The sequence below is a fragment of the Massilia niabensis genome (genome assembly GCF_042655085.1).
Taxonomy (GTDB): domain Bacteria; phylum Pseudomonadota; class Gammaproteobacteria; order Burkholderiales; family Burkholderiaceae_D; genus Telluria; species Telluria niabensis.
On record NZ_JBHSMU010000018.1, the window covers coordinates 167,297 to 191,005 of the forward strand.

28 protein-coding genes and 1 pseudogene are annotated in these 23,709 nt (G+C 66.7%); 16 read left to right on the forward strand and 13 right to left on the reverse strand.

Annotation, left to right across the window (positions count from 1 at the left end; genetic code table 11):
• Positions 1-124: 124 nt before the first annotated feature.
• A complete protein-coding gene (locus ACFPN5_RS23210) occupies positions 125-991 on the forward strand; it encodes a MaoC/PaaZ C-terminal domain-containing protein (RefSeq protein WP_379786217.1) in 867 nt (288 codons plus the stop codon).
• A 96-nt stretch (positions 992-1,087) separates the two neighbouring features.
• Positions 1,088-1,564 (forward strand): acyl-CoA thioesterase, encoded by a 477-nt coding sequence (locus ACFPN5_RS23215; protein WP_379786218.1) that lies wholly within the window; start codon positions 1,088-1,090, stop codon positions 1,562-1,564.
• Positions 1,565-1,577: 13 nt separating this feature from the next.
• On the opposite strand, the gene ACFPN5_RS23220 is transcribed toward ACFPN5_RS23215, so the two are convergent.
• The 4 genes from ACFPN5_RS23220 to ACFPN5_RS23235 all read right to left on the reverse strand — a co-directional run bounded on the left by ACFPN5_RS23220 (position 1,578) and on the right by ACFPN5_RS23235 (position 3,558).
• The gene (locus ACFPN5_RS23220) at positions 1,578-1,967 is read right to left on the reverse strand and encodes a c-type cytochrome (RefSeq protein WP_379786219.1); all 390 of its coding nucleotides are present in this window, start codon (positions 1,965-1,967) and stop codon (positions 1,578-1,580) included.
• Complete coding sequence (locus ACFPN5_RS23225) at positions 1,964-2,587, reverse strand: TetR/AcrR family transcriptional regulator (protein ID WP_379786220.1); 624 nt, start codon at positions 2,585-2,587, stop codon at positions 1,964-1,966. Before ACFPN5_RS23225 ends, ACFPN5_RS23220 begins: the two co-directional genes overlap by 4 nt.
• Positions 2,588-2,602: 15 nt before the next feature.
• On the reverse strand, positions 2,603-3,085 hold the full coding sequence (locus ACFPN5_RS23230; RefSeq protein WP_379786221.1) for a hypothetical protein: 483 nt from the start codon (positions 3,083-3,085) through the stop codon (positions 2,603-2,605).
• 101 nt (positions 3,086-3,186) lie between these two features.
• Complete coding sequence (locus tag ACFPN5_RS23235) at positions 3,187-3,558, reverse strand: hypothetical protein (protein ID WP_379786222.1); 372 nt, start codon at positions 3,556-3,558, stop codon at positions 3,187-3,189.
• A gap of 230 nt (positions 3,559-3,788) precedes the next feature.
• Between ACFPN5_RS23235 and ACFPN5_RS23240 the strand changes: the two genes are divergently transcribed.
• The gene (locus ACFPN5_RS23240; protein ID WP_379786223.1) at positions 3,789-4,934 is read left to right on the forward strand and encodes a branched-chain amino acid ABC transporter substrate-binding protein; all 1,146 of its coding nucleotides are present in this window, start codon (positions 3,789-3,791) and stop codon (positions 4,932-4,934) included.
• Between the two features lie 138 nt (positions 4,935-5,072).
• A complete protein-coding gene (locus tag ACFPN5_RS23245) occupies positions 5,073-7,190 on the forward strand; it encodes a putative bifunctional diguanylate cyclase/phosphodiesterase (protein WP_379786224.1) in 2,118 nt (705 codons plus the stop codon).
• A 2-nt stretch (positions 7,191-7,192) separates the two neighbouring features.
• On the opposite strand, the gene ACFPN5_RS23250 is transcribed toward ACFPN5_RS23245, so the two are convergent.
• The 3 genes from ACFPN5_RS23250 to ACFPN5_RS23260 all read right to left on the reverse strand — a co-directional run bounded on the left by ACFPN5_RS23250 (position 7,193) and on the right by ACFPN5_RS23260 (position 8,833).
• On the reverse strand, positions 7,193-7,741 hold the full coding sequence (locus tag ACFPN5_RS23250) for an ankyrin repeat domain-containing protein (RefSeq protein ID WP_379786225.1): 549 nt from the start codon (positions 7,739-7,741) through the stop codon (positions 7,193-7,195).
• Positions 7,742-7,826: 85 nt separating this feature from the next.
• On the reverse strand, positions 7,827-8,369 hold the full coding sequence (locus ACFPN5_RS23255; RefSeq protein ID WP_379786226.1) for a M23 family metallopeptidase: 543 nt from the start codon (positions 8,367-8,369) through the stop codon (positions 7,827-7,829).
• Positions 8,370-8,503: 134 nt separating this feature from the next.
• Positions 8,504-8,833 (reverse strand): hypothetical protein, encoded by a 330-nt coding sequence (locus ACFPN5_RS23260; RefSeq protein ID WP_379786227.1) that lies wholly within the window; start codon positions 8,831-8,833, stop codon positions 8,504-8,506.
• Positions 8,834-9,070: 237 nt separating this feature from the next.
• Between ACFPN5_RS23260 and ACFPN5_RS23265 the strand changes: the two genes are divergently transcribed.
• The 5 genes from ACFPN5_RS23265 to ACFPN5_RS23285 all read left to right on the forward strand — a co-directional run bounded on the left by ACFPN5_RS23265 (position 9,071) and on the right by ACFPN5_RS23285 (position 12,809).
• Positions 9,071-9,427: a YciI family protein gene (locus ACFPN5_RS23265; protein ID WP_379786228.1), complete on the forward strand. Its 357-nt coding sequence runs from the start codon at positions 9,071-9,073 to the stop codon at positions 9,425-9,427.
• Between the two features lie 128 nt (positions 9,428-9,555).
• Entirely contained in the window at positions 9,556-9,987 is a 432-nt protein-coding gene (locus ACFPN5_RS23270; protein WP_379786229.1) for a YciI family protein, read from the forward strand.
• 29 nt (positions 9,988-10,016) lie between these two features.
• Positions 10,017-10,427: a VOC family protein gene (locus ACFPN5_RS23275; RefSeq protein WP_379786230.1), complete on the forward strand. Its 411-nt coding sequence runs from the start codon at positions 10,017-10,019 to the stop codon at positions 10,425-10,427.
• Between the two features lie 35 nt (positions 10,428-10,462).
• Complete coding sequence (locus ACFPN5_RS23280) at positions 10,463-11,749, forward strand: RNA polymerase sigma factor (RefSeq protein WP_379786246.1); 1,287 nt, start codon at positions 10,463-10,465, stop codon at positions 11,747-11,749.
• 157 nt (positions 11,750-11,906) lie between these two features.
• On the forward strand, positions 11,907-12,809 hold the full coding sequence (locus ACFPN5_RS23285) for an alpha/beta fold hydrolase (RefSeq protein WP_379786231.1): 903 nt from the start codon (positions 11,907-11,909) through the stop codon (positions 12,807-12,809).
• Positions 12,810-12,848: 39 nt separating this feature from the next.
• Here the strand turns inward: ACFPN5_RS23285 and ACFPN5_RS23290 are convergent, their stop codons facing one another.
• The 3 genes from ACFPN5_RS23290 to ACFPN5_RS23300 all read right to left on the reverse strand — a co-directional run bounded on the left by ACFPN5_RS23290 (position 12,849) and on the right by ACFPN5_RS23300 (position 14,647).
• A complete protein-coding gene (locus ACFPN5_RS23290) occupies positions 12,849-13,235 on the reverse strand; it encodes a cupin domain-containing protein (RefSeq protein WP_379786232.1) in 387 nt (128 codons plus the stop codon).
• A 126-nt stretch (positions 13,236-13,361) separates the two neighbouring features.
• A complete protein-coding gene (locus ACFPN5_RS23295) occupies positions 13,362-14,162 on the reverse strand; it encodes an anti-sigma factor family protein (protein WP_379786233.1) in 801 nt (266 codons plus the stop codon).
• Positions 14,138-14,647 carry an RNA polymerase sigma factor gene (locus ACFPN5_RS23300; RefSeq protein WP_379786234.1) on the reverse strand — a complete coding sequence of 170 codons (510 nt, stop codon included), beginning with the start codon at positions 14,645-14,647 and terminating at the stop codon, positions 14,138-14,140. Before ACFPN5_RS23300 ends, ACFPN5_RS23295 begins: the two co-directional genes overlap by 25 nt.
• A 115-nt stretch (positions 14,648-14,762) precedes the next feature.
• Here ACFPN5_RS23300 and ACFPN5_RS23305 point away from each other — a divergent pair, with 115 nt between their 5' ends.
• The 6 genes from ACFPN5_RS23305 (at position 14,763) to ACFPN5_RS23330 (ending at position 20,447) form a co-directional block, all read left to right on the forward strand.
• The gene (locus ACFPN5_RS23305; protein WP_379786235.1) at positions 14,763-16,094 is read left to right on the forward strand and encodes a S8 family serine peptidase; all 1,332 of its coding nucleotides are present in this window, start codon (positions 14,763-14,765) and stop codon (positions 16,092-16,094) included.
• A 103-nt stretch (positions 16,095-16,197) separates the two neighbouring features.
• On the forward strand, positions 16,198-17,307 hold the full coding sequence (locus ACFPN5_RS23310; RefSeq protein ID WP_379786236.1) for a hypothetical protein: 1,110 nt from the start codon (positions 16,198-16,200) through the stop codon (positions 17,305-17,307).
• Positions 17,308-17,451: 144 nt separating this feature from the next.
• Positions 17,452-18,285, forward strand: coding sequence for an ABC transporter substrate-binding protein (locus ACFPN5_RS23315; protein WP_379786237.1), 834 nt, complete (start codon positions 17,452-17,454; stop codon positions 18,283-18,285).
• A gap of 15 nt (positions 18,286-18,300) precedes the next feature.
• The gene (locus ACFPN5_RS23320) at positions 18,301-18,990 is read left to right on the forward strand and encodes an amino acid ABC transporter permease (RefSeq protein WP_379786238.1); all 690 of its coding nucleotides are present in this window, start codon (positions 18,301-18,303) and stop codon (positions 18,988-18,990) included.
• A 7-nt stretch (positions 18,991-18,997) separates the two neighbouring features.
• Positions 18,998-19,702: an amino acid ABC transporter permease gene (locus ACFPN5_RS23325; protein ID WP_379786239.1), complete on the forward strand. Its 705-nt coding sequence runs from the start codon at positions 18,998-19,000 to the stop codon at positions 19,700-19,702.
• A gap of 16 nt (positions 19,703-19,718) precedes the next feature.
• Positions 19,719-20,447: an amino acid ABC transporter ATP-binding protein gene (locus ACFPN5_RS23330; protein ID WP_379786240.1), complete on the forward strand. Its 729-nt coding sequence runs from the start codon at positions 19,719-19,721 to the stop codon at positions 20,445-20,447.
• Here ACFPN5_RS23330 and xth read toward each other — a convergent pair.
• Positions 20,444-21,238 (reverse strand): exodeoxyribonuclease III, encoded by a 795-nt coding sequence (xth, locus tag ACFPN5_RS23335; protein ID WP_379786247.1) that lies wholly within the window; start codon positions 21,236-21,238, stop codon positions 20,444-20,446. The two genes, ACFPN5_RS23330 and xth, sit on opposite strands and share 4 nt — an antisense overlap.
• 489 nt (positions 21,239-21,727) lie before the next feature.
• Positions 21,728-22,027, reverse strand: a complete 300-nt coding sequence (locus tag ACFPN5_RS23340) for a putative quinol monooxygenase (protein WP_379786241.1) — start codon at positions 22,025-22,027, stop codon at positions 21,728-21,730.
• Positions 22,028-22,216: 189 nt separating this feature from the next.
• Here ACFPN5_RS23340 and ACFPN5_RS23345 point away from each other — a divergent pair, with 189 nt between their 5' ends.
• Positions 22,217-23,317, forward strand: a complete 1,101-nt coding sequence (locus ACFPN5_RS23345; RefSeq protein WP_379786242.1) for an NADH:flavin oxidoreductase/NADH oxidase — start codon at positions 22,217-22,219, stop codon at positions 23,315-23,317.
• Between the two features lie 266 nt (positions 23,318-23,583).
• Here ACFPN5_RS23345 and ACFPN5_RS23350 read toward each other — a convergent pair.
• Positions 23,584-23,709: pseudogene (locus ACFPN5_RS23350) on the reverse strand (IS30 family transposase); the annotation flags it as partial.

Sequence of the window (23,709 nt, forward strand, 5' to 3'; positions counted from 1 at the left end):
GTGCGCGACAGTGCGGTAGTGCGTCGTCAGGCAGTATTATCAGCCAATCACGGCTTTTTGGTGACGTGAATATTGCGCCGCCATCGATAAAGCAATGCTTGTTCGGTCATTTACGGAGGAATACTTGTTTCGTTCGCTCGACAAGGGGCAATCCGCGCCTTCGCTGCTGCCCCCGTCCTTGCCGCCGATGGGGGCGGCCCTGCTGCTGCGCGCGTTGTTCAAGCGCCCGCATGGCACGGGTGCTGCGCCCTCGGCGCCGCTGCGCTCCGAATTCCTGGCCGATGCGTTCGAGCGGGCCGACGTCGAACGCTATAACGCGGCGCTCGGTTTCGCGCCCGGCGCCACGCCCGTCACGTATTACTACCTCGCCGTGCAGCGCGCCCACATGGTCACGATGCTGGCGCCCGCTTTCCCTTACCGGATCGCCGGTATGGTCCATGTCGAGAACGTGCTGGTGCTGCACGGCGGGCCAATGCTCGGGCCGATGCGGCTGTCCACCCGCATCGACATGCTGCCGCCCACCGCGTCGGGCGCCGTGTACTGCGCACTCGAGACCGAGGGCAGGTGCGGCGATGCGCGCGTCTTCACCTGCACCAGCAAGTACCTGGCGCTGCGCGGACAGCGCCGCGGCGGCGCGGCGCCCGCGGTTGTCGAACCGGGTTCCACGATCAGCGAATGGACACTGTCGCCCTCGGCCGGGCGCGCGTATGCGCGCGTCTCGGGTGACTGGAACCCGATCCACCTGGGGCGCTGGACGGCGCGACTGATGGGGCTGCGCGAGCCGATCATCCACGGCATGCACTCGGTCGGCAAGGCGGCCGCGCAACTGGAGCAGGCCTCGGGGCAGCGCGTGACCGCGATCTCGGTGCGTTTCCGGGCGCCGATCCCGCTCGGCGCCACCGTCGTGCTGGCGAAAGGGTTCGAGCCTGGCAGCTATGCACTCTACTGCCAGGGCCGGCTTGCGGCCGAGGGGAGCTTCCAGCTGGAGTGAGTCGTTCTCGGTGATTGCAGAAATGAAAGTAAAGACGCGCGAATCGCCGTAGAATACTTTTTCAAGCGCCTGCCTTCACCTACCTTAGGACCTGCAATGAACGACAACCAAGGACGACCGGTCCACGAACTGACGATGACGGTCCTGATGACGCCCGACATGGCAAACTTCTCGGGCAACGTCCACGGCGGCACCATCCTGAAATTCCTCGACAGCGTGGCCTATGCCTGCGCCAGCCGTTATTCCGGTTCCTACGTCGTGACGCTGTCGGTGGACCAGGTGATGTTCCTGCAGCCGATCCACGTCGGCGAGCTGGTGACCTTCCTCGCCTCGGTCAACTACACCGGCACGAGTTCGATGGAAATCGGCATCCGCGTCGTCACCGAAAACATCCAGCAACGCACCCAGCGCCACGCCAACAGCTGCTATTTCACGATGGTCGCGGTGGACGCGAACCGCAAGCCGCAGGCGGTGCCGCCGCTGGTGCCGGAAACGGAAGAACAGAAGCGGCGCTGCGAGAAGGCCGAGGAGCGCAAGCGCTCGCGCCAGGCGCTGCATGGAAAGAAGCGTTAGGGCCCGTGACCGCTCAGCGCGCCTTCGTGCCCTGGTGACTGCGCAGGTATGCCAGCAGGTCGGCCACCTGGTTCGCGTTGCCCATGCCCCAGAAGCGCATCCTGGTGCCGGGTACGACTTCGTCCGGCTCGTCGAGGAAGGCGGCAAGATTCTTGTCGTTCCAGACGATGTTCGACTTCGCCATCGCCGGGGAATAGCGGAAGTCGGGGGCGCTGCCGGCGCGCCGGCCGAATACGCCATTCAGGTGCGGTCCGAAGCCGGCGTGCGCCGAGGGGCCAATGCTGTGGCAGGACGCGCAGCGCGAGCCGAACAGGCGTGCGCCGCGGACCAGGTCGGCAGCCAGGGCCGACAAGGGTGCGCACAGCAGCAGGGCGATGCCGATGTTCTTGGAGATGGGTTTCATTCTTTTTCCAGCGTCGCCGTCCCCGGCAGGCCATAGGCCGCCATGAAGACCGACAGAGCGCTCGCCGTGGTGCGCTCGATCTGTTCCGGCGTCGGGGCCGGCGGCGCCTCGAAGAGATAGCGCCGGCTCCATTCGGCCTCGAGCAGGCTTTTGAGGTGCAGGGCGGCCCGCGCGGGGTCGGCTTCGCGCAGGCGGCCGGCGTCCATCTGGCTCCTCAGGAAGCGGGTCAGCAGCGCCATGGTGCGCGCGGCGCCGAGATCGTAATGCCCGCCTTCGAAGCCGGGGCGCCCCGCCTGCGACACGAGCAGGCGCCGCAGCAGGGCAACCCGCGGCGAGAAGCTGTGGGCGAGGTAGGTCCGCGCGAAGTGTTCGAGCGCGGCATTCAGGTCCGGCGCCGGCGCGGCCAGGGTGTCGTGCACGGCGTCCAGGCCGGCCTGGGTCGCGGGGCCGACCAGGTCGAGGAACAGGGCTTCCTTCGAGGCGAAATAGTTGTACAGCGTTGCTTTCGAGTAGCCGACACGTGCGCAGATGTCGGACATCGATGCCCGGTCGTAGCCCGATTCCGCGAACACCTCGAGGGCGGCCGCCAGGATCGCTTCGCGCCGTTCGCTCTTCTTCATCGCTATGCAGTCACGCTACTCGACCCGGCGCACCTTGGCCGAGCTGTTGGTTCCCTCAACACTCAGGAACAGGGTGCCGAACAGGTTGCGTTCGATTCGCACTTTCGTGTTGCTGCGGCGCGGCAGCACGGCCGAGCTGTCGTCGATCACGCGCCAGACCTGGCCGTTGGCCAGCCTGATGCGCGTATTCGGGCCCCAGCCCTCGAAGTCGCCGACGACGGTGCTGTCCATCGACTTCGGCAGGTCGTCCACCTTCTTTTTCACAGTTTCGCTGCCGAAGCCGGCAATGGCGGGAGGGGCGGCAGGCGAGGGCATGCGCGGACTTGCCGCCACGGCTGTGGCTGCGGCCGGCGTCGCCGCTGTCGCGCCGAGCGGCATGGCATCGTAGCAGGCAAGGCGGCTGGCGGCGTCCGGCAGGGCGCGGCATTGCAGGACGGCGGCGTCGTCGGCCAGCGCGGCGCTCGACACGAACAGCAGCAGGGACAGGGTTTTCTTCATATGCTTTCCAGGGTCGCTTTCCAGATTCGGCGTGCCGGGCAGGCGTGCGCGGCTGCGCAGGATTATATCGGCAGTCGCGTTCGCTGTGCGGGGGCCGCCCGTCACGGCTGCTGCGGCTGCGCGAGGAAAATCCAGGCCACGATGATGACGACGGCGCCGGTCGCGGTGATGCACGACCAGGTAAAGAACCAGGCCGACAGCAGCGTCGCCTGCAGGGCGCGCTCGACCAGGCAGCCGAGCGCGAAATCGAGGACGGTGAGGAAACTCCAGCGGCGCAGGTAGACCGGCAGGTATTTGCTCATGCGGCGGTTGTGCTGGGTCGCGGCGTGGCGCTCGATGGGTGTGCAGGCGCGACCGACATCGGCGAACAGCCAGTCGAAGAAGATGAAACGGTAGAGCAGGGTGCGGAACCGGAGTTGCGCGGTGTGCGCAGGTTGCGTGTGGCCGGGCTGGCCGTTCGGCTTGCTGGTCATGGTCCTCTCCCTGAACACAGCGGGGCGGACCCGCCAACCTGCCCGAGGCTGCTGTCGATGCGCGAGCCTCCGGCGGCTCCAGTATGCCCCATGCCCGCCTGGAGCCGGGGGACGTGGCGTCAATCGTGCGGCCGGGCTTGCGGTCGACGCCCCGCGCCCATCCTTGATATAGTTGCTCCTTTGCGCCGGAGAAAAACCGGCGCCGCCGTCATCGCTATCAAGAGGAATGCATGAAGAAGCAAGCAGTCGTGGCCACCGCCGCAGTGTTATTGTCATCCAGCGCCGGCCTGGGCCTGGCATCGGCCCAGGAAGTCGTGAAGATCGGCCACTCGGCCGCCGTGACCGGCCCGGTCTCGTATTTTGGCAAGGACACCGAAAACGGCGCCCGCATGGCGATCGAGGCCCTGAACAGCCGCGGCGCGGTCATCGGCGGCAAGAAAGTGCGTTTCGCGCTGATGGCCGAGGACGACGGCGGCGACCCGAAGCAGGCCACCAACGTGGCCCAGAAGCTGGTCGACGCGAAGGTGAACGGCGTCATCGGCCACGAAACCTCGGGCACCACGATCCCGGCCTCGAAAATCTATCACCAGGCCGGCATCCCGCAGATTTCGCCGTCGAGCACCAGCCCGAAATACACGCAGCAGGGTTTCAACACGGCCTTCCGCGTGGTCGCCAATGACGTGCAGCTGGGCCAGGCGCTCGGCCGCTATGCCGTCAGGAACGTCGGCGCGCGGCGCGTGGCCGTGATCGACGACCGCACCGCCTATGGCCAGGGCCTGGCGGTCGAATTCGCCAAGGGCCTGCAGCAGCAGGGTGCCAAGGTGGTCGCACGCGAGTTCACCCACGACAAGGCGACCGATTTCAATGCCATCCTGACCAAGATCCGCGCAACGAAACCGGACCTGGTCTTCTTTGGCGGCATGAGCTCCGTGGCCGGCCCCATGCTGCGCCAGATGAAACAGCTCGGCTTCAACACGAAAATGATGGGCGGCGACGGCATCTGCTCGGACGAGATCCACAAGCTCTCGGGCGGGGCGATGGCGGACGGCCAGGTGTTCTGCGCCGAGGCCGGCGGCGTCGACGCGGCCGGCAAGGCAGCAATGGACAATTTCCGCGCCGCCTATAAAAAGCGTTTCGGGATCGAGGTCCAAATCAACGCGCCCTACGCCTACGACGCCGTGATGACGATGGCCGAGGCGATGACGAAGGCCGGCTCGACGGCTCCCGCCAGATACCTGCCGGCGCTGGCGAACATCCAGTACAAGGGCGTCACCGGGCTGGTCGCGTTCGACGCCCGCGGCGACATCCGCGACGGCACCATCACCCTCTACACCTTCAAGGGCGGGCGCCGCACGGTGCTGGCGGTCACCAAGTAAGCGCAATGCCTTCCCGGCACGGACACGCCGCAAGCGGCGGCAATCGGGCTACACTGGGGGCACTACTGCATGCGGCGCATGGAACGGGCACCACTTGCCAGCCGCGCGTTGCAGCCAGGCCGATCCCAGGGAGGCAGCATGGAAACACCCCGCGACGCGGGTGCGCCCGGCACCGCGCCCGATACTGCGCTTGACACCGATACCGGCGAGCCGGTCGGCATCGAGCAGTTGCGCAACCTGTGGACGCTCGTCGACACGCTCGAGGCCTGCTTCTACGTCAAGGATGTGGATGGACGGTATCGGTTCGTGAACCAGTCGCTGGCCGCCGCGCTGGGCGCCCCGGCGGCGCAGATTCTCGGAAGCACCGACGACGCCTTCATGGACCTCGCGCGCTCCGCCACCCCCCACACCGACCGCCAGGCCCTGCAAGGCGAAAAGGTCGATGCCGACGAGCTGATCACCCTGCGCAGCGGCGAACGCCGCACTTTTCGCACCGTCAAGCTGCCGCTGTTCGACGCCGAGCGCCGCGTGGTCGGGCTGTGCGGCATCTCGAGCGACATCACGGCGCAGCGCCGTGTGGTCGAACAGCTGGTCGAGCGCAATGAGCTGCTCGACACCATTCTCGAAAACGTGGACGCGGCCATTTACCTGAAGGATATTGAGGGCCGTTACCTGTACGCCAACCAGCCGGTACTGGACCTGTATGGGCGGCAACTGGACGACCTGATCGGGCGTACCGACCGCGACCTGATGCCGCCGGAACTGGCGGCGCGGGTAACGGAGTACGACAGCGCGGTAATGGCCGGCGAAGGTGATGACATGCGCGAGGAAACCATCATCGGCGCCGATGGCTGCAAGCACCATTTTCGCTCGCGCAAGGTCGCGCTGCGCCTGCCGGGCCAGCCGGCCTGCCTGATCGGCTTTTCCACGGAGATCACCGAACTGCGCGGCCTGCGCAGCCGCCTCGAGCACGAACGGATCACCGATTCGCTCACCGGGCTGGCCAACCGCACCATGTTCGAGTCGAACCTGGAAGAACAGTTGCTGGTGGCGACCCTGGGCGGGACCTGGCTGGCGGCCGTGATTATCGATCTCGACCAGTTCAAGTTCATCAACAACAACTACGGCCAGGGTATCGGCGACCAGCTCATCCAGCTCGTCAGCCAGCGGCTGCAGCAGTGCGACGTCAGGCCCGGTAACCTGGCACGCCTGTCGGGCGACGAGTTCGCGTTCACCCTGCCCGGGGCGGGGTCGGTCGAGGAGGTGGCGGACCAGGTCGAAGCGATCCGCGCCTGCCTGGGGCAGCCCTACGGGGTGCTGCGCCAGCCGCTGCACCTGACCTTCAGCGCCGGTATCAGCCTGTCGCAGGGCGCCCGCTACAATGCGGCCGAGCTGCTGGGCAGGGCCGAATCAGCCATGTATTCGGCCAAGGATAACGGGCGCGACCAGTACCGTTTCTATTCGCCCGAGCTGGGCGGGGCAGTGGCGCAGCGTGTGGAACTCGAACGCGACCTGCGGGCAGCCATGGGGTCGAGCGAATTCGCCCTGCACTACCAGCCGAAGATGCGGCGCGACGGCAGCGTGGCCGGCTTCGAGGCCCTGATCCGCTGGAACCGTCCCGGCGTGGGGCTGATATTGCCGGACCACTTCATCCCCCTGGCCGAACAGCTCGGCCTGCTGCTGCAACTGGGCCGCTGGGTCATCGAACAGGTTTGCCGCCAGATCGCTGACTGGCGCAGCGCCGGGCTCGGCACGATCCCCGTCTCGGTCAACCTCTCGACCAGCCAGTTGACCAGCGCCGCGCTGCCCGATTACGTGTTCGAACTGATGCGCGCCTACGGCATCAGGCACGGCTGCCTCGAGATGGAACTGACTGAATCGATGATGATGTCCGACCCCGACCTGGCCATTGCGATCCTGCACCGCCTGCGCGGTGGCGGCGTGGTGCTGTCGATCGACGACTTCGGCACCGGCTTTTCCTCGATGGCCTACCTGCGCCAGCTTCCGGTGAACTACCTCAAACTCGACCGCTCGTTCGTCAAGAACATCGCCGACGACCCGAAGGACGCCGACCTGTGCGCCGGCATCATGGCGCTGGCCCACAAGCTCGACATGCACGTCATCGCCGAAGGCGTGGAAACGAGCGCGCAGCACCAGGCGCTGGCCGACTGCGACTGCGACCTGTTCCAGGGTTTCTTGTTCAGCCGGCCGATGTCGGCGAGCACGGCGACCGAGTTCCTGCGCCAGCCGCATTAAGGTCAGCGCAGCTCGACCCTGCTATCTAACAAGGCAACGGCGTCCTGGGCGCCCATCTTCGCTGCCGCCTCGCGAATCGACATGCCGGCCGCATCCAGGACAAGCGCGTCGGCGCCGTGCTCGAGCAGCAGGCGCGCAATCTCGACGCGGTTGAACATGGCCGCGATCATCAGCGCCGTCTTCCCGTTGGGGCCGGCGTTGTCGACCCCGGCGCCGTGCGCAAGCAGCAGGGAGACGCAGGCGGCATCGCCCTTGAAAGCGGCGGCGGCGAGCGGCGTCTGCCCGGCGTCGTTCAGGATTTCCGGGTCGGCGCCGCCGCCCAGCAGGGCGCGCGCCGCCTCGGGGTGGCCGTGATAGCAGGCCAGCATCAGGAGGCTGTCGCCGCGCTCGTTGCGCAGGTTCGGCGGCAGGCCCTGGCCGAGCAGGGTGGACAATTCGCCGGCCGCGCCGGTGCGGGCGTACTGGAAGACGCGGCGCACGAAGGCGAGGGTGTCCTCATCGAGGTCAGGAAGCTGGGCAGGGTTGGCGGGGCGTTGCGGCGGCAGATCCATCGGTGCTCCATCGGGTAGGGAGCTTGATTAAAGCATAAGCCGGAAGTCCGCGTCGTCCGTGCGAGGGCTCGCCCGGGGCGGCAGCTCAGGGCCGGCCGGCATCGGCCACCGTGGTGGGGCGCAGTAGCGGATACGGGTTGATCGCCCCGCCGGCCTCGTAAATGCCGTAGTGGAGATGGGGCGGGGTGCCGGCGGCGTTGCCGGTCGTGCCCACATAGCCGAGGATGGTGCCGGGGCGCACGCGCTGGCCGATTTCAATGTCGGCATAGCTGTCCAGGTGCGCATAATAATGGCGCTGGCCGCCCGGACCGAGCACCCATACCACCTGGCCGCCCAGCCGGTTGCTGCCGACGCGCATGACGATGCCTTCCGTGGCCGAGATCACGGGCGTGCCGCGCCTGGCGAAGATGTCGATGCCCTCGTGTTTGCGCCCGCCGCCGCGCGCGCCACCCCAGGTATCGGCCAGCGCGCGCGGAGCGACGCCGCGTACCGGCACCGGTACCGACTGCGCGGCCGGCATCGACGCCAGGCGCATGGCGTACAGCATGTTCTTGAACCAGGGGCCGCCCAGGGCGTAGGCGCCGAGGACCAGGCCCGCGAGCAGGACGGTGCGGAGGAGTATTCGCATGATCATGGGGTAGGCAAAGCGGACGCAACGAGGCGGACGCCCCAGTGCGGGGCGTCCGCCATGATCGGATCGTCAATGCGCCATTGACTTAGTCAAATGAGTGGGTCAATCTGGCGCGCCGGAATCACACCTTGTCAATTCTCCTTGCCTAAAACGTCCTGGTCCAGGCTTTTACCCAGGCTGGAGCCCTGGTTGCTGCTTTGCTGGCTGCCTCCTTGCTGGCTGCCGCCGCTCCTCGAGCGCGTCCCTCTGCCGAGTGCCGGCGTGGTGTCGCTATCGTCCGCGTCGGCCGACTGGCGATTGCGGTTGCCGCTGTCGCTGGCCGAGGGCTTGCCGATGCCGCCATCGCGCACGCCGTTGTTCAGGTTGCCGGTCGTGCCGGTAACGCCGGCGCTGCTGGTGCCGACGCCTGACAGTTCGTCGTAGCTGCGGCCCTTCATGCCTCTGCCTTTGTTTTCACCCATTTCGCCTCCTGGTGTCGGTTAACGGTGCTTCGATGGTAACGCCGCCCGAGCGCAGGGCAATAGGAGAAAAGGCGACGCCGCTGTAGGAAGTATCGGACGATAACTAGACCAGTGCGCCTTGGGGGTGCGTGCACGATTGACGGCGGCAGGGTATCGGGGCGTGGCCACATGCTTTACTGGTCGGCCACACCGTTGCATACTGCTTGCCATTACGTCTATATCTCTGGAGAAATCCCGATGTCATACATGTTGCTGATCCACGAACCCGTCGGCCAGCGCGCAACGCGCACCGAAGCGGAAGGACGCGCCTTGTACGAACGCATGCTGCGCTTCGGCGACGAGCTGGCGGCCGAGGGCGTGCTGCTCGGCGCGCAGTCGCTCGCACCGACGAGCCAGGCCAGCCGGGTCCGGGTCGAGGGCGGCCGTGCCCGCATCGTTGACGGGCCCTTCGCTGAAGCCAAGGAAATGATCGGCGGCTTTTTCCACGTCAAGGTCGCGACCCGCGACGAGGCGCTGGCGCTGGCCGCGCGCTGCCCGGCGGCCGAATGGGCAACGGTCGAGGTACGGGCACTGGCCCCGTGCTACGAGAGCTGAAAAATAATTTGAAGATGTTTGACGCGGCGTGTCGATTTTCGTTGCGCCCGTTCGTCGTGTCATCAAGAGGCGGCGTGTTACGGACATGTGTCCGGCCGCCTGTCTTTCACATACACAGGAGAACGAACATGCGCTTCATGATCATCGTCAAGGCCACTCCCGAGTCCGAAGCCGGCGTCATGCCCGGCGAAGAGCTGCTCAATGCCATGGCCGACTACCACGGCGAACTGGCGCGCGCCGGCGTCCTGCTCGACGCCAATGGCCTGCACCCGAGCAGCCGCGGCTGGCGCATCGGCTACAGCGGCAGCGAACGAACGGTGATCGATGGCCCGTTCACGGAATCGAAGGAAATGATCGCCGGCTATACCATCATCGGCGTACGCACGCGCGAGGAAGCGCTCGAATGGGCGCGCCGCTTCCCCAACCCGCGTGGGCAGGGAATCGATGCGGAAATCGAAGTGCGCCAGATCTTCGAGCTCGACGATTTCGCGCCAACCGAGGCGATCGAGCGCTTCCGCGAACTGGACGAAACGAACCCGCCGGCGTCGCAGCAAGCCTGAACCCCGCGGCCAACAACGAGGAGCAATCCATGCACAAGCAGATATTCGTCAACCTGCCGGTCCGCGATCTCGGCCGCAGCAGGGAATTTTTCGCCAGCCTCGGCTTCGGCTTCGACCCCCAGTTCAGCAACGACGATGGCGCCTGCATGATCATCGGCGAGAACATCTTTGCCATGCTGCTGGCCGAGCGCTTTTTCCAGGGCTTTACGAGCAAGCCCGTTGCCAATGCCTTCCAGGCGACCGAAGTGCTGACCTGCCTCTCGTGCGAGAGCCGGGAAGAGGTCGACGCCCTGGTCGCCAAAGCGCTGGCCGCCGGCGGGCGCGCGCCGAATCCGAAGCAGGACCACGGCTTCATGTACGGCCACGGCTTCGAGGACCTGGATGGCCACATATGGGAACTCGCGTACATGGATCCCAGCGCGGCCCAAGCGCAGGCGTGATGCCAGGCGTGATGCCGGGCTCGATGGCGGGCGCGATGCGGGCCGATGTCGACAAGGCCATCGGCGCGGTCTGGCGCATCGAGTCGGCGAAGATCGTCGCCGGGGTCGCCAGGCTGGTGCGCGACATTGGTCTCGCCGAGGAACTGGCGGGTGACGCGCTGGTGGCCGCGCTCGAGCATTGGCCAGCCACGGGCGTGCCCGACAACCCGGGGGCCTGGCTGATGCGCACGGCGAAGAACGCCGCGCTCGACCGCCTGCGCCGCGATAAGGTGTTCCAGGAAAAGCTGCAGCAGATCGGCTTCGACCTGGAAGCACAGGAGGCGATGATCGTGCCCGATGTTGTCGACGAACTGGACGCCGAGCGCCAGGATGTGATTGGCGACGACCTGCTGCGGCTGATCTTCACCGCCTGCCATCCGGTGCTCCCGGTCGACAGCCGGGTGGCGCTCACGCTCAAGCTGCTCGGCGGCCTGAACACGGGTGAAATCGCACGCGCCTTCCTCGTGCCCGAGGCGACCATTGCCCAGCGCATCGTGCGTGCCAAGCGGACGCTCGGCAAGGCACGCGTGCCCTTCGAACTGCCGGGCGCTGGCGAGCTCGCCGAACGCCTGGGTTCGGTGCTCGCAGTGGTCTACCTGATCTTCAACGAAGGCTATACGGCCACGGCCGGCAGCGACTGGATGCGCCCGGCGCTGATGGACGAAGCCCTGCGCCTCGGGCGCATGCTGGCGGAGCTGGCGCATCTCGTACCAGCGCTGGAACCCGAAGCGCACGGGCTTGCGGCGCTGATGGAGCTGCAGGCCTCGCGTGCGCGTGCGCGGGTCGACGCGGACGGCAGGCCGGTCCTGCTGCTCGACCAGGACCGCGCGCGCTGGGACGGTATCCTGGTCAGGCGCGGCCTGGCGGCGCTGGCCCGGGCGCAGCAGCTGGGCGGCGCGCCCGGGCCGTACCAGCTGCAGGCAGCGATCGCCGCCTGCCATGCGCGGGCGCGCACGGCGGCCGAGACCGACTGGGCCCGGATTGCGGGCATTTACGGGCACCTGGCGCGCATCGACCCCTCGCCGGTGGTGGAACTGAACCGAGCGGTGGCGGTCGGCATGGCCGAGGGGCCGGCGGCGGGGCTGGTGCTGGTCGATGCGCTGGAGCAGGGCGGGGCGCTCGCCGGCTACCAGTGGCTGCCGAGCGTGCGCGGGGATTTGCTGGAAAAGCTGGGGCGGCGCGCCGAGGCGGCCGCCGAGTTCGAGCGCGCGGCATCGATGGCCGCGAATGCGCGCGAGCGGGCACTTCTCCTCGCGCGCGCGAGGGAGAACGGGGGCGGGTGAGCGGGGCTGTCCGCGCCGGGCAGGTGCCTGCATCCCTGAGTTTGTTACTTTTGGTGAAGTTTCTCGAGCGACTGTGCCTTTACTCGTTGAGCCCTCTCTCAAGGGGTACAACGTGGCGGCAACAAGCTCCGTTATTCAAACAACACAAGGAGATTGAATGAGTTCCACAAGCTTTTCGCGCCGGTCCTTCACCTGCGCGGCAGTAGCCGTCGCGCTTGCCTTGCCGTTTACGGGCGCGCTGGCCGCGCCATTCAGCTCGGAGCGCATCGCTGTCCGCACCGAAGGAGCGGGCCCGGATGTCGTGCTTGTTCCCGGCCTGAACTCTTCGCCGCGCGCCTGGGCCTCGACCGTCGCCGCGCTTCCGGGCTACCGCTACCACCTGGTGCACATCGCGGGCTTCGCCGGGAAGCCGGTTGGTGGCAACAAGGAGGGAAGGGTCGCGGCGCCGGTGGCCGAGGAGATCGCACGCTACATCCGGGAATCCGGCCTCAGGCAGCCCGCCGTCATTGGCCACTCCTTGGGCGGCACGATCGGCATGATGCTGGCAAGTCGTCATCCGGATGCGCTGTCGCGCCTGATGGTCGTCGACATGGTGCCGTATTTAGGGGTGATGTTCGCCGGGCCCGGTGCTACTGCGGAAAAGGTCGAGGCGGTCGCGGACGGGTTCGCTGCCCGCATGCGCGCGGCCAGTCCGGAACAGCGCGCCAAGGGTGCCAGCGACACCATCAAGGGTATGGTCAACACCGAGGCGATGAGGCCAGGCGCCATCGAAGATTCACAGGCGAGCGACCCCGACCTGGGAGGGCGCGCCTACCGTGAGCTGATCGTGACCAACCTGATCCCCGAACTGGCGAACATCAAGGTGCCTGTCACCGTGCTGTATGTCCAGCCGAAGAACCTGCCCGTGCCGGCCGCGCAGTTCGACGCCGGCTACAGGGCCGCGTACGCGCCGGTCAGGAACCTTCAGCTCACGCGCATCGAGGACAGTGCGCACTTCATCATGTGGGACCAGCCCCAGCGCTTCCAGAATGAAATGAAGACCTTCCTCGGCACGCGATAAACCCGGCCGGAGTGCACCGCCAGGGTTTACCGGGCAGCATTAATGGCCGTGCTGCTTTTCGTACTCGTCGGCCTCGGCCTTGGTCACGTGCACGATGCCGTCCGGGTGCTCGGGCGGGGTGTAGAGCGTGTACAGGCGCATCGGTGCGGTGCTTGAGGTATTGATGACGTTGTGCTCGGTGCCGGCCGGGACCACCACCGCCGTGCCGTCTTCGAGGGCATGCTTTTCGCCGTCGAGGATGGCCACGCCTTCGCCTTCTTCCACGCGGATAAACTGGTCGTGGTCGTCGTGATGTTCCATCCCGATTTCCTCGCCCGGCTGCAGTGTCATGATGACGAGCTGGCTGCGTGGAGTGGTGTACAGGACTTCACGGAAGTTATTGCCCGCAAGCGTTTTTTCTTCAATATTGATGCTATAGCCCGACATGTTTTCTCCAGAATGTGCGCTGGCGCCGCCGACAGTGGGCGCCACTTGAAAACAATTGTATAGCAGGCCACACGGGGCCGTTGGACGAGCCGGTTCTTGTGCCGCACCGATGGGGCATCGCTCCGTTTATCGTTTCCACCCGCGGTCGCGCGCGGCGCGCTCGGCGTCTGCGTCCAGCGTCATGCCTTCCATGCGCTCGTCGATCACCTCGAGCACGGCGGCGGGCGCGGTGCTGCCGGCCTGGCGGTAGGCGCCGCTGTCGGCCGGAGCGTCCTGCAGCACGGGGATGCGCCAGGTGTCGCCGTGACGGCAGGCCAGGCCGGCAGTGCCACGGGCAGTGAAGCTGCGGCAGTAAGCGCCGCCGCGGGCGGCGAAGGTGACGCCGATCTGGACCCGCTTGCCCGCTTGCGCGCTGCCCGCCAGCTGTTGCGACAGCGCGCCCGCCAGTTCGCCCTGGGCGACCAGGCGCCCGTTGGCGTCCGTGGACACCAGGCCGGCATCGTCGCCCCCGTTCATCCACAGGGTACCGGCCAGAACGCCGACGGCCAGCGAGGCCGCCAGTGCACCCCAGCGTGGCCAGGCGCGCCGCTGCACGCTGGGAGCACTTGTCGAGTCTTCCGACCTGGCTGCGGCACGCGCTTTGGCCTTGCGCTCCCGGGCGGCATCGAGCGATGCGATAGTGCCAGTCTTTCTTTCAAGCGGCGCTCCAGTCGCGGCGACAGCCACTGGCGGCTGCAGGCGCGCCGGCACCGGCTCGTCGAGCACGCCCGCGAAGGCGGCAAAGACATTCGCGCGCAGTGCGCGGTGGCGGGCGATGCCGGCGGCGATCGCCGGGTCGGCGCGCTCGGCGGCCTCGACGGCGCTGCGCTCGGGTTCGCCCAGCTCGCCGTCGGCATAGGCCATCAGGGTTTCGTCGGAAAAGCGCATGCTTCGGTCCTCGTCTCGTCAAGCAACAGTTTCTGTAATGCGTCGCGCGCCCGGGCCAGCCGGCTCGTCAACGTGCCTATCGGAATCTCCAGCACCTCGGCCGCTTCCTTGTACGGCAAGCCGTCCACCAGCACCAGCGCGACCACCATCCGGTGCTCGTCGGAGAGCAGGCTCATCGCCTTTTGCACGGCCATGCGCTGCTGGTGTGCCTCCGCACCGTCGTGGCCGACATGTTCGCCTTCCTCCTCGGGAGCGAACAGCTGGTCGCGCCGCATCCGGCTGCGCACTTCGTCGATCCAGGCATTGCGGATGATGCGAAACAGCCAGCTGTCCAGGCGCGTGCCCTCCGTATATTGATCGGCGCGGCCGAGCGCGCGCTCCATCGCGACCTGGACCAGGTCGTCGGCATCCTCCCGGTGGAAGGTGATGGAGCGCGCAAAACGGCGCATCCGGGGCAGCAGGGCGGCAAGTTCGTTGGCGAGCATGGCTTGGTGGGTGGTCACATGAAGTAAAACGTCGGCGCGAGGGATTTTATTCCATCTGCCAATCGTTTTTCCTAATATAGTTCTCAAAATCATCTTTTCGTTTATGATCCCCACCATGAAACCCCGCCGTCCCCTCCCCGGATGCCTGCTGATTGCCGCGCTCGCGCTGTGCAGCGCCGGCGCGGCCCATGCACAGTTGCGCCTGCCGTCCATGAATTTGCCACAGTCGCTGCCGCAGCTCGGGCAGCCGGGCCTGGAGAACCTGGTGCGCCCGGCCGAGCGCCTGCTCGACCGCGCGGTGCCGGGCGAGCTCGGCCTGCTGCGCCTGGGGCAGGTGGACGAGCTGCTGCGCCGCCATCGCGACGTGCTCGAGCGCGACCCGCGCGGCGAACCGGTGGTGCGCCGTGAAATCGTGGCGACCTCCCCGACGCCGGCCGTCCTGCGCGAAGCCGCCGCTATCGGCTTCGAAGTGGTCCGCGAGCAGCACTTCGAGGAACTCGGCGAGTCGCTCGTCGTGCTGCGTGCTCCTGCCGGCATGGCGACGACCGACGCGCTTGCGCGCCTGCGCAGCCTTGACCCGCAGGCATCCTTCGACTTCAACCATGTGTACCTGGGCGGCTCGGGCGCGCCGCCCGATGGCGGTGGCGCCGGTGGCGAAGCGGCCGGCGGCGGCGCGCCAGAACGAGCGCAAGGCAGGGTCGGGCTGATCGACAGCGGCGTCGATACCGCGCACCCGGTGTTCGCCGATGCCACGATCGAACAGTTCGGCTGCGGTGGCAGGCAGCATCCGGCGCCGCATGGCACGGCCGTGGCCGCACTGATGATCGGCCGCGCGGAACGGTTCCGGGGCGCGGCGCCCGGCACCCGGCTGTATGCAGCCGACATCTATTGCGACGGCCCGACCGGCGGCTCGGCCGACAAGATCGCGGCCGCGCTGGCCTGGATGGCGAAGCAGCGGGTCGGGGTCGTCAACCTGAGCCTGGTCGGGCCGGCGAATGCCACGCTCGGCCGCATGGTCGCGGCGCTGGTGGGGCGCGGGCATCTGCTGGTAGCGGCAGTGGGCAACGACGGGCCCGCGGCGCCGCCGCTGTACCCGGCGAGTTACCCGGGCGTGGTCGGTGTGAGCGCGGTCGACCGCCAGGGACGGCCGCTGCCGGAAGCCGCACGCGGCCCGCAGGTGATGTTTGCCGCTCCCGGCAGCCAGATGGTGAGCGCGGCGCCGGGCGCGCCGCCGTACCGCCAGGTGCGCGGCACCTCGTTTGCGGCGCCGATCGTCGCCGCGCTGCTGGCGCAATCGCTGCCGGAGCCTGGCCGCGACACGGCGCCGCGGGCGCTGGCCGCACTGGCGCGCCAGGCCGTGCGCGGCGATGCCGCAGCAGTCAGCAACGCCACCGGGCACGGCGTGGTGGGCGCCGCGCTGCGGGTCGATCCGGCGCGCTTCCGCTAAAAAAATATAAATATTTTCGGATCGATGGAATAAACGGTCGAGGCCGCTCGTTTTCCATGTAACGGCGCCGGATTGTGCGCCCCACTTACAGGAGAAAACCATCATGAAGACCAAGAACATCGTTCGCCACATCGCCATCGCCCTGTCCATGACCGTTGCCGTGTCGGCACAGGCCCAACTGCTCGGCGGGGGCGGTGGCGGCGGACTGGGCGGCGCAGTCGGCGGCATGATCGGCGGCGGCGGCAACTTCGGCGGGCGCATGGGCTCGATGGAGCCGATGGGCAGCCGCGGCTCGGCCCTCGACGCGACCCGCCATATCGAACGCCGCGCCAGCAGCCGCCTCGATGCCGGCGGCGAGGCCGGCGCCCGCGGCAACGCCGGTGCGGGTCTCGCGGGGCAGTTGCCGCTCGGCGGACGCGGCGCGGCGAATGGCGCAGGCAGTAGCGAGGCCGGCCTGGCCGGCAGCCTGCCGACCGCAGGCCGCGAGATGCGCGGCCGGGTCGACGGTGAGGGCAGCGGTGCCGGCACCCTTGGCGGCAGCCTCGAACGTGCGGCTGCGCCGATCCAGGGCGGCAGCGCGGCCGGCGGCGCGTCGGGCGCCGGCAACGGAGCGTTGACTGGCAGCCTTGGCCGTGCGGCTTCTTCCTTGCGAGGCGGCGGCGATGCTGCAGCCTCGGGATCCGGCAGCGCCGCAGGCAGCGGCAACGGCAATGCCGGGCTGACAGATAATCTCGGCCGCGGGGCGTCCGCGCTGGCGGGTGGCGGCAGCACTGCCGGCAGCGCATCCGGTTCGGCAAGCGGAGCGGCTGGCGCCAGCCGCTCCGTGACCGTTTCCGGCAGCCCATCGGGCGCCAGCGCCGACGTGCAGGGGCACGGGAGCGCTTCCGGCTCGCTCGGCATGGAGCCTGGTGCTGTCGCAGGACAGGCGCGCGACCTGGTCGGCAGCGCCCGCGCCGGGGCTGGCGCAGCCGCCGCCCCAGCGGTGGCCGCGGCGCGCAGCCAGGCCAACAGTACGGCCGAGTATGCGCGCTCGAGCGTCAATGGCGCACGCGGTGCGGCCGGCGCGACTGCGCGCGGCGCGGCTGGCAGTGCGCGCGCCATCGCAGGGAAAGCGGCGTCGACGCAACTGCCGGTGTCGGGCACGCTGAACGGTTCTGCCTCGGCTGGCGGTTCGGCCGGCGGCTCGGCTTCGGGCAGCGGCGGAACGAACTAAAGAAAACGGGTCCGGGCCGCGCGCCGCTCCCAGGCGCGCGGCGCTTATGCCAGCTGGACATGTTTATATAGGAAATCGATCCTTCTGGGCGGTGGTGCCTTGCCCTATACTGCACGGTTCATTGAACAAGCTGTTGGAGAACCCATGGGCACCCGCCGTACCTTCCTCGCCTGCGCCATCGCGCTTTCCGCCCAATTTGCGCTTACCGGCGCAGCCAACGCCGACCAGCTCGCCGACATCAAGAAGAAGGGCGAGATGGTCTTCGGCGTGCTCGGCACGGACGAGCCGAACAGTTTCATCGACCCGAAGACGCGCGAACTGGTCGGCTACGAAATCGACATCGCCAAAGCCGTGGCCAAAAAAATCGGCGTGAAACCCGTGTTCCGCCAGATGTCGGTGGCCGCGCGCATTCCCGAACTGCAGCAGGGCCATGTCGATGTGCTCGCCGCCACGCTCACGCATAACAAGGAGCGCGAGTCGCAGGTCGATTTCGCGCTGACGCATTTCGTCACCGGCTCGAAAGTCATGGTGCGGGCCGCCAGCGGCGTCACGGCGCTGCCGCAACTGGCCGGGAAGAAGGTCGTCACGGTGCGCGGCGGCACCCAGGAAACGAACATCCGCGCCGCCGTGCCGACCGCCACCATCGTCACCTTCGAAAACACCCAGCAAGCCTTCCAGGCCCTGCAGCAGGGCAAGGGCATCGCCTACGTCAACGACGAGTCCTCGCTGCTGGCCGACTACGGCAAGCTGGGCCCGGCGGCGAAGAATTTCACGATCCTGCCGAACAGCATCGGCCGCGAATCGATCGCGCTCGGCCTGCGCAAGGGCGAAAAGGGGCTCAAGACCGTGGTCGACGCCACCCTGCGCGAACTGGAAGCGAGCGGCGCGGCGAATGCCCTGTTCAACAAGTGGTACGGCCCGGGCACCCGCCCGAACATGGCTAAACGCGGCTTTACGATCAGCACTGACAAGATTTAAAAGCAGGCGTCACCCTTGTTCGATCCCGCCATCCTGCAGTCCGGCCAGTATCACGACTGGCTGGTGCAGGGCCTCATCCTTTCCCTGCAACTGACCGCCGCCAGCTTCGTGCTGGCGCTGCCCTTCGGTGTGGTCATTGCGCTGATGCGCAGCTCCCATTCCAAGGCGCTGCGCGGCATCGGCGCGTCGGTCGTCGAGGGCATCCGCAACGTTCCGCTGCTGGCGCACCTGCTGTTTTGGTATTTCGCCTTTCCCGAGCTACTGCCTGAGCCGCTCAAGCTGGCGCTGTACGACAGCCATCCCGAAGCGATCTGCGCCGTCATCGCACTGTCGCTCTATAGCGGCGTGCACATGGCCGAAGACATCCGCAGCGGCATCCGCGCCGTCCCGGGCACGCAGCTGGAAGCGGCCCGTTCGCTCGGCCTCGGGCGCCTCGCCAGCGTACGCCTCGTGCTGCTGCCGCAAGCCTTCCGCATCTCGGTGCCGCCGCTGCTGTCGCAGACAGTTAACCTGTGGAAGGACACCAGCGTGGCCACCGTGATCGGCGCCGCCGAAATGATGTACCAGGCCGCGCGCGTGGAGACGGCCACCTTCCGCAGCGTCGAAGCGTTTACCTTTGCAACGCTCGCTTACCTGACCGTGTCGCTGCTCATTTCGCTGGCGGCCGCCCTGTATGCGCGCCGTTTCCCGGTGCGGACAAGTTGAGGCGGCCATGATTGAATTGATCCAGGATTACTGGTTGTATTTCCTCGTCGGGCAATACCCGAACGGGCCGCTCGGCGGGCTGTCCCTGACGATCCTCTTATCAGGCGCGGCGCTGCTGCTGGCAATGCCGCTCGGCCTGCTGCTGGGCGTGGCGCGCGTCAGCCCCTGGCGCGCGCTGCGCTGGCCGACCGCCACGCTGGTGCAGGTCGTGCGCGCCGTGCCGCTGCTGCTGGTCGTATTCTGGGCCTACTTCTTCCTGCCAGCCGTGACCGGCGTGAAGACCGGGCAGGCCACGACCATGCTCATGACGCTGGTGCTGTTCGACGCGGTGTACCTGGCCGAAATCGTCGCCGCCGGCATCCGGTCGCTGCCGAAAGGCCAGATGGAGAGCGCGCGCTCGCTCGGCCTGGGCTACTTCCAGGCCTTGCGCCTGGTCGTGCTGCCCCAGGCGCTGCGCCATGTATTGCCGTCGCTGGTCAGCCAGCTGGTGGCGACCATCAAGGCCACCTCGCTCGGCTACATCATCGGCCTGTCGGAAGTGTCCTTCATCGCCACCCAGGTCAACACGCTGGTGTTCACCAAGGCCGTCGAGGTCTACCTGATCCTGGCGCTGACCTATTTCGTCCTGTGCTTCGGCCTGTCGCGCCTCGCGTTTTTGCTCGAACGCCGCCTTGGACAGGGTTCGAGCCGGCCCCAGTCCATGTCGTTTTAGAAGAGATACCCGAACGATGATCGTTCTCGAGCAAGTCAACAAGTGGTACGGCGACTACCACGCCCTGGTCGACGTGACCGGGCAAGTCGCGAAAAACGAGGTCGTGGTCGTTTGCGGGCCGTCCGGGTCCGGCAAGTCAACCCTGATCCGGACCCTGAACCGCCTCGAGGAGATCGACGGCGGCCGCATCGCCATCGACGGGCGCGACATCCACGCGCGCGGGCTCGACGTGAATGCCCTGCGCGCGGGGATCGGCTTCGTGTTCCAGAGTTTTAATTTGTTCCCCCACCTGACGGCACTGGAGAACTGCATGCTGGCGACCGTCAACCTGAAGCGCGCCACGAAGCCTGAGGCAAAGGCCTATGCGCTCGAGCTGCTCGACGGCGTCGGGCTGGCGCACAAGGCCAACGCCTGGCCGCACGAACTGTCGGGCGGGCAGCAGCAGCGGGTGGCGATCGCGCGCGCGCTGGCCATGCGCCCGCCGATCATGCTGTTCGACGAGCCGACCAGCGCGCTCGACCCGGAAATGGTGGGCGAGGTGCTGCAGGTGATGCGCCGCCTGGCAACGGGAGGCATGACCATGGTCTGCGTGACCCACGAAATGGGCTTTGCCCGCGACGTGGCCGACCGTGTCTGGTTCATGGCCGAAGGGCGCATCCTCGAGCAGGGCACGCCCGAGGCATTCTTCACCAATCCTCGCCATCCACGGGCGCAGCAGTTCCTGGCGGACCGCAGCGGGCGCTAAGTCTTCTTCGTCACCGCGCTCATGTCCAGCTCGATCCAGGTCGGCGCGTGGTCGCTCGGCTTCTCGCGCGCGCGAACGTCGCGGTCCACGCCCGCCGCCCGCAGCGCAGGGGCGAGCGCGGGGCTGAGCAGCAGGTGGTCGATGCGCAGCCCGGCATTGCGCCCAAACGCATTGCGGAAATAATCGAAGAAGGTGTAGATGACCTCGTCCGGGTGCATCGTGCGCAGCGAGTCGGTCCAGCCCTGCGCCATCAGGCGGTGAAAGGCTTCCCGGGACTCGGGGCGGAAGAGGGCGTCGTTCACCCAGCGCTCCGGTTTATACACGTCGAGCTCGGTCGGCATCACGTTGTAGTCGCCGGCCAGCACAACCGGGGCGCCGGTTTCCAGCAGCTGGGCCGCGCGCGTGATGAAACGCTCGAACCAGGCCAGCTTGTAATCGAATTTCGGCCCCGGCGCCGGATTGCCGTTCGGCAGATACAGGCAGGCGACCACCAGGTCGTCGACCACCGCTTCCAGGTAGCGGCTCTGCTCGTCGCTGTCGTCGCCGGGCAGGCCGCGCGTGACCTCGACCGGATCCTTGCCGCGCGCCAGGATCGCTACGCCGTTCCAGCTCTTCTGCCCCTGCCAGATCGCGCCATAGCCGGCCGCGTTGATCTCGGCGATCGGAAAGCGCTCCTGTGGCGACTTCAATTCTTGCAGGCAGGCCACGTCCGGCTGCTTTTCTTCCAGCCATTGCAGCAGGGCGCTCATGCGGGCGTTCATGCCGTTGATGTTGAAGGTGGCAATCTTCATTTTTCGATCCATGCTCACTATCCATGCGGGTTTTAGGCGATATCGCGAGGTGCTGAACCGGTCTAGCTACAATTTTAGCTACAAGTTGCAGATGAGCCAGAAAGCGACGATGAGAGCTGATCATACCTGATCAGCTTTTAGCCTTGCTCTCGGCAATCGCGCGCCGGGAAAGGTCCGGCATCTTTACGGCGCTCGGCGCTTTGTAAAGCATTCGTTCCATGTCATTCTTTTGTATTACCGGTTTGCGGCTTGCGCCCCGAGCGCCGTTTTAGGGGCGAGAGCCGGGTTGGCTCGGCGATTTGTTTGTTGTAGCGCCAGTAAGTGTCGGCGCGTTGCGTTAGACCTCGCGCGTGCCGAGCGCGCTGCGCGGGCGTTCGTCCACGCACGGTCCACGCCGCGCGGCGCCGGCTACGGGGCCGATTGCGGACCTCCCGAACGCATTGCTGGCGATGTCCTGGATCGCAGAAACTCGTACGCTGGCGAGCACGCTTATACTGCACCGCCAGCAAGCTTCGCCAACAGCAGCACATCGCTCGATTCGATGCACTCCGGCACCTGCTCGGACAGCCTCTGCAGATGCGGCGCTGCAAGATGCCGGTCGAGATCGGCCTGGCTGCGCCATTCCTCGGTAAAGACGAAGCGACGTGGATTACCCATGTCGCGGTTCACCTGATAACTGATGCACCCTTCCTCTCGCAGCGTCGTCTCGACAACGCTGCGGAAAAGGGCTTCCAGTTTCTCTTCAAAGCCGGGTTTGGCAACAAAAATAGCAACGACGGGCAAGGTCATGATGGTCCCTGAAAGTGAGCGATCAGCAAGATTATCACAATGATCAAGGCAAGCCGATCGTCGACGCGGGACGAATGCGACAGCCCCGACATGCCGGGCTCGTCAGCAAGTTTCAGGCGTTCCTTCTATACTGGCCGCCCGCCGCGGCGTAGACCGCGGCTTGACCCACGTTTTGAATACGAAAGAACCATGTCAGCCTTATTTACACCGTTTACGCTAAAAGACGTCACCCTGCGCAACCGCATCGCGGTGCCGCCGATGTGCCAGTACCGCGCCAACGATGGCTTCGTCAACGAATGGCACCAGACCCATTACGCAGGCATCGCCCGTGGCGGCGCCGGCCTGGTGATCGTGGAAGCGACCGCGGTCTCGCCGGAAGGCCGTATCACGCCAGGCTGCGCTGGCCTCTGGAATGATGCACAGGTCGAGGGCATGGCGCACATCGCCACTCGCATCAAGGCCGCAGGTGCGGTCGCCGGCATCCAGATCGGCCACGCCGGCCGCAAGGCCAGCGCCAACCGTCCGTGGGAAGGCGACGACCACATTCCGTCGGAAGATGCCTACGGTTGGGATACCATCGCACCGTCGGCGGTCGCCTTCGGCAACAACCTGCCGAAAGTGCCAAAGGAAATGACCCTCGACGACATCGCCCGCGTCAAGGCCAATTTCGTCGACGCTGCCCGTCGCGCGCGCGACGCCGGCTTCGAATGGCTGGAACTGCACTTTGCGCACGGTTACCTAGGCCAGAGCTTCTTCTCGCCGCACTCCAACCAGCGCACCGACGGGTACGGCGGCGATTTCACCGGCCGCAGCCGCTTCCTGCTCGAGACCCTGGAGGCCGTGCGCGAAGTCTGGCCGGCGAACCTGCCGCTGACCGCGCGCCTCGGCGTCATCGAATACGACGGCAAGGACGAAGAAACCCTGAACGAGTCGATCGAACTGATCCGCATGATGCGGCAGCGCGGCCTGGACATGCTGAGCGTCAGCATCAACTTCACCATTCCGGACGTGAATATTCCCTGGGGACCGGCCTTCCTGGGCCCGGTGGCGAAGCGCGTGCGTGAACAGGCGGGCCTTCCGGTCGCTTCGGCCTGGGGCTTCGATGGTCCGCACCTGGCGGAACGCGCCGTGGCCGAGGAGCAGCTAGACCTGGTCATGGTCGGCCGCGCCCACCTGGCCAATCCGCACTACCCGCTGCAGGCAGCCAAGGAACTGGGCGTGGAGCGTCCGACCTGGGTGCTGCCGGCGCCGTATGCGCACTGGCTCGAGCGTTACAGCATGCAGAAGTAAGACAGAATTAACAACGTGCGTCGGCCGGGGGATGTTTGTCCCGACTGGCCGACAATGTCGAGAAACGGTTCGACGCCTGCAAAATCGTGCACGTAATGGAAGCACGTGTGAACGATTCGCCCATCACCCCACCGGCGGGCATTCGTTTACGGCGGGCGTCGGAACATGCTTGATTGAACAAAGTTTAGTCAAGTTAGTTGTGGCAGCTGAACGTCTGCGCCTAGCCGAAAGTGGACCTGTTGTAGCGTCCGCTTACGACTGCGCATTCAATCGGTCGACGCAACACATGCATGAAATCGTTGCGCAGGTGTTTCGTAGTTAAGTGTCTTCCTGGGCCGCTCGTTCAATTGCCTGGCCACTTCATCGAGCTTCTCCTGAGGATACGCCGAGAG

Coding starts and splice junctions, on each gene's coding strand:
- ACFPN5_RS23215 (WP_379786218.1), top strand. CDS start 1,088: ATGAACGACAACCAAGGACGACCGGTCCACGAACTGACGATGACGGTC.
- ACFPN5_RS23220 (WP_379786219.1), bottom strand. CDS start 1,967: ATGAAACCCATCTCCAAGAACATCGGCATCGCCCTGCTGCTGTGCGCA.
- ACFPN5_RS23225 (WP_379786220.1), bottom strand. CDS start 2,587: ATGAAGAAGAGCGAACGGCGCGAAGCGATCCTGGCGGCCGCCCTCGAG.
- ACFPN5_RS23230 (WP_379786221.1), bottom strand. CDS start 3,085: ATGAAGAAAACCCTGTCCCTGCTGCTGTTCGTGTCGAGCGCCGCGCTG.
- ACFPN5_RS23235 (WP_379786222.1), bottom strand. CDS start 3,558: ATGACCAGCAAGCCGAACGGCCAGCCCGGCCACACGCAACCTGCGCAC.
- ACFPN5_RS23240 (WP_379786223.1), top strand. CDS start 3,789: ATGAAGAAGCAAGCAGTCGTGGCCACCGCCGCAGTGTTATTGTCATCC.
- ACFPN5_RS23245 (WP_379786224.1), top strand. CDS start 5,073: ATGGAAACACCCCGCGACGCGGGTGCGCCCGGCACCGCGCCCGATACT.
- ACFPN5_RS23250 (WP_379786225.1), bottom strand. CDS start 7,741: ATGGATCTGCCGCCGCAACGCCCCGCCAACCCTGCCCAGCTTCCTGAC.
- ACFPN5_RS23255 (WP_379786226.1), bottom strand. CDS start 8,369: ATGCGAATACTCCTCCGCACCGTCCTGCTCGCGGGCCTGGTCCTCGGC.
- ACFPN5_RS23260 (WP_379786227.1), bottom strand. CDS start 8,833: ATGGGTGAAAACAAAGGCAGAGGCATGAAGGGCCGCAGCTACGACGAA.
- ACFPN5_RS23265 (WP_379786228.1), top strand. CDS start 9,071: ATGTCATACATGTTGCTGATCCACGAACCCGTCGGCCAGCGCGCAACG.
- ACFPN5_RS23270 (WP_379786229.1), top strand. CDS start 9,556: ATGCGCTTCATGATCATCGTCAAGGCCACTCCCGAGTCCGAAGCCGGC.
- ACFPN5_RS23275 (WP_379786230.1), top strand. CDS start 10,017: ATGCACAAGCAGATATTCGTCAACCTGCCGGTCCGCGATCTCGGCCGC.
- ACFPN5_RS23280 (WP_379786246.1), top strand. CDS start 10,463: ATGCGGGCCGATGTCGACAAGGCCATCGGCGCGGTCTGGCGCATCGAG.
- ACFPN5_RS23285 (WP_379786231.1), top strand. CDS start 11,907: ATGAGTTCCACAAGCTTTTCGCGCCGGTCCTTCACCTGCGCGGCAGTA.
- ACFPN5_RS23290 (WP_379786232.1), bottom strand. CDS start 13,235: ATGTCGGGCTATAGCATCAATATTGAAGAAAAAACGCTTGCGGGCAAT.
- ACFPN5_RS23295 (WP_379786233.1), bottom strand. CDS start 14,162: ATGCGCTTTTCCGACGAAACCCTGATGGCCTATGCCGACGGCGAGCTG.
- ACFPN5_RS23300 (WP_379786234.1), bottom strand. CDS start 14,647: ATGCTCGCCAACGAACTTGCCGCCCTGCTGCCCCGGATGCGCCGTTTT.
- ACFPN5_RS23305 (WP_379786235.1), top strand. CDS start 14,763: ATGAAACCCCGCCGTCCCCTCCCCGGATGCCTGCTGATTGCCGCGCTC.
- ACFPN5_RS23310 (WP_379786236.1), top strand. CDS start 16,198: ATGAAGACCAAGAACATCGTTCGCCACATCGCCATCGCCCTGTCCATG.
- ACFPN5_RS23315 (WP_379786237.1), top strand. CDS start 17,452: ATGGGCACCCGCCGTACCTTCCTCGCCTGCGCCATCGCGCTTTCCGCC.
- ACFPN5_RS23325 (WP_379786239.1), top strand. CDS start 18,998: ATGATTGAATTGATCCAGGATTACTGGTTGTATTTCCTCGTCGGGCAA.
- ACFPN5_RS23330 (WP_379786240.1), top strand. CDS start 19,719: ATGATCGTTCTCGAGCAAGTCAACAAGTGGTACGGCGACTACCACGCC.
- xth (WP_379786247.1), bottom strand. CDS start 21,238: ATGAAGATTGCCACCTTCAACATCAACGGCATGAACGCCCGCATGAGC.
- ACFPN5_RS23340 (WP_379786241.1), bottom strand. CDS start 22,027: ATGACCTTGCCCGTCGTTGCTATTTTTGTTGCCAAACCCGGCTTTGAA.
- ACFPN5_RS23345 (WP_379786242.1), top strand. CDS start 22,217: ATGTCAGCCTTATTTACACCGTTTACGCTAAAAGACGTCACCCTGCGC.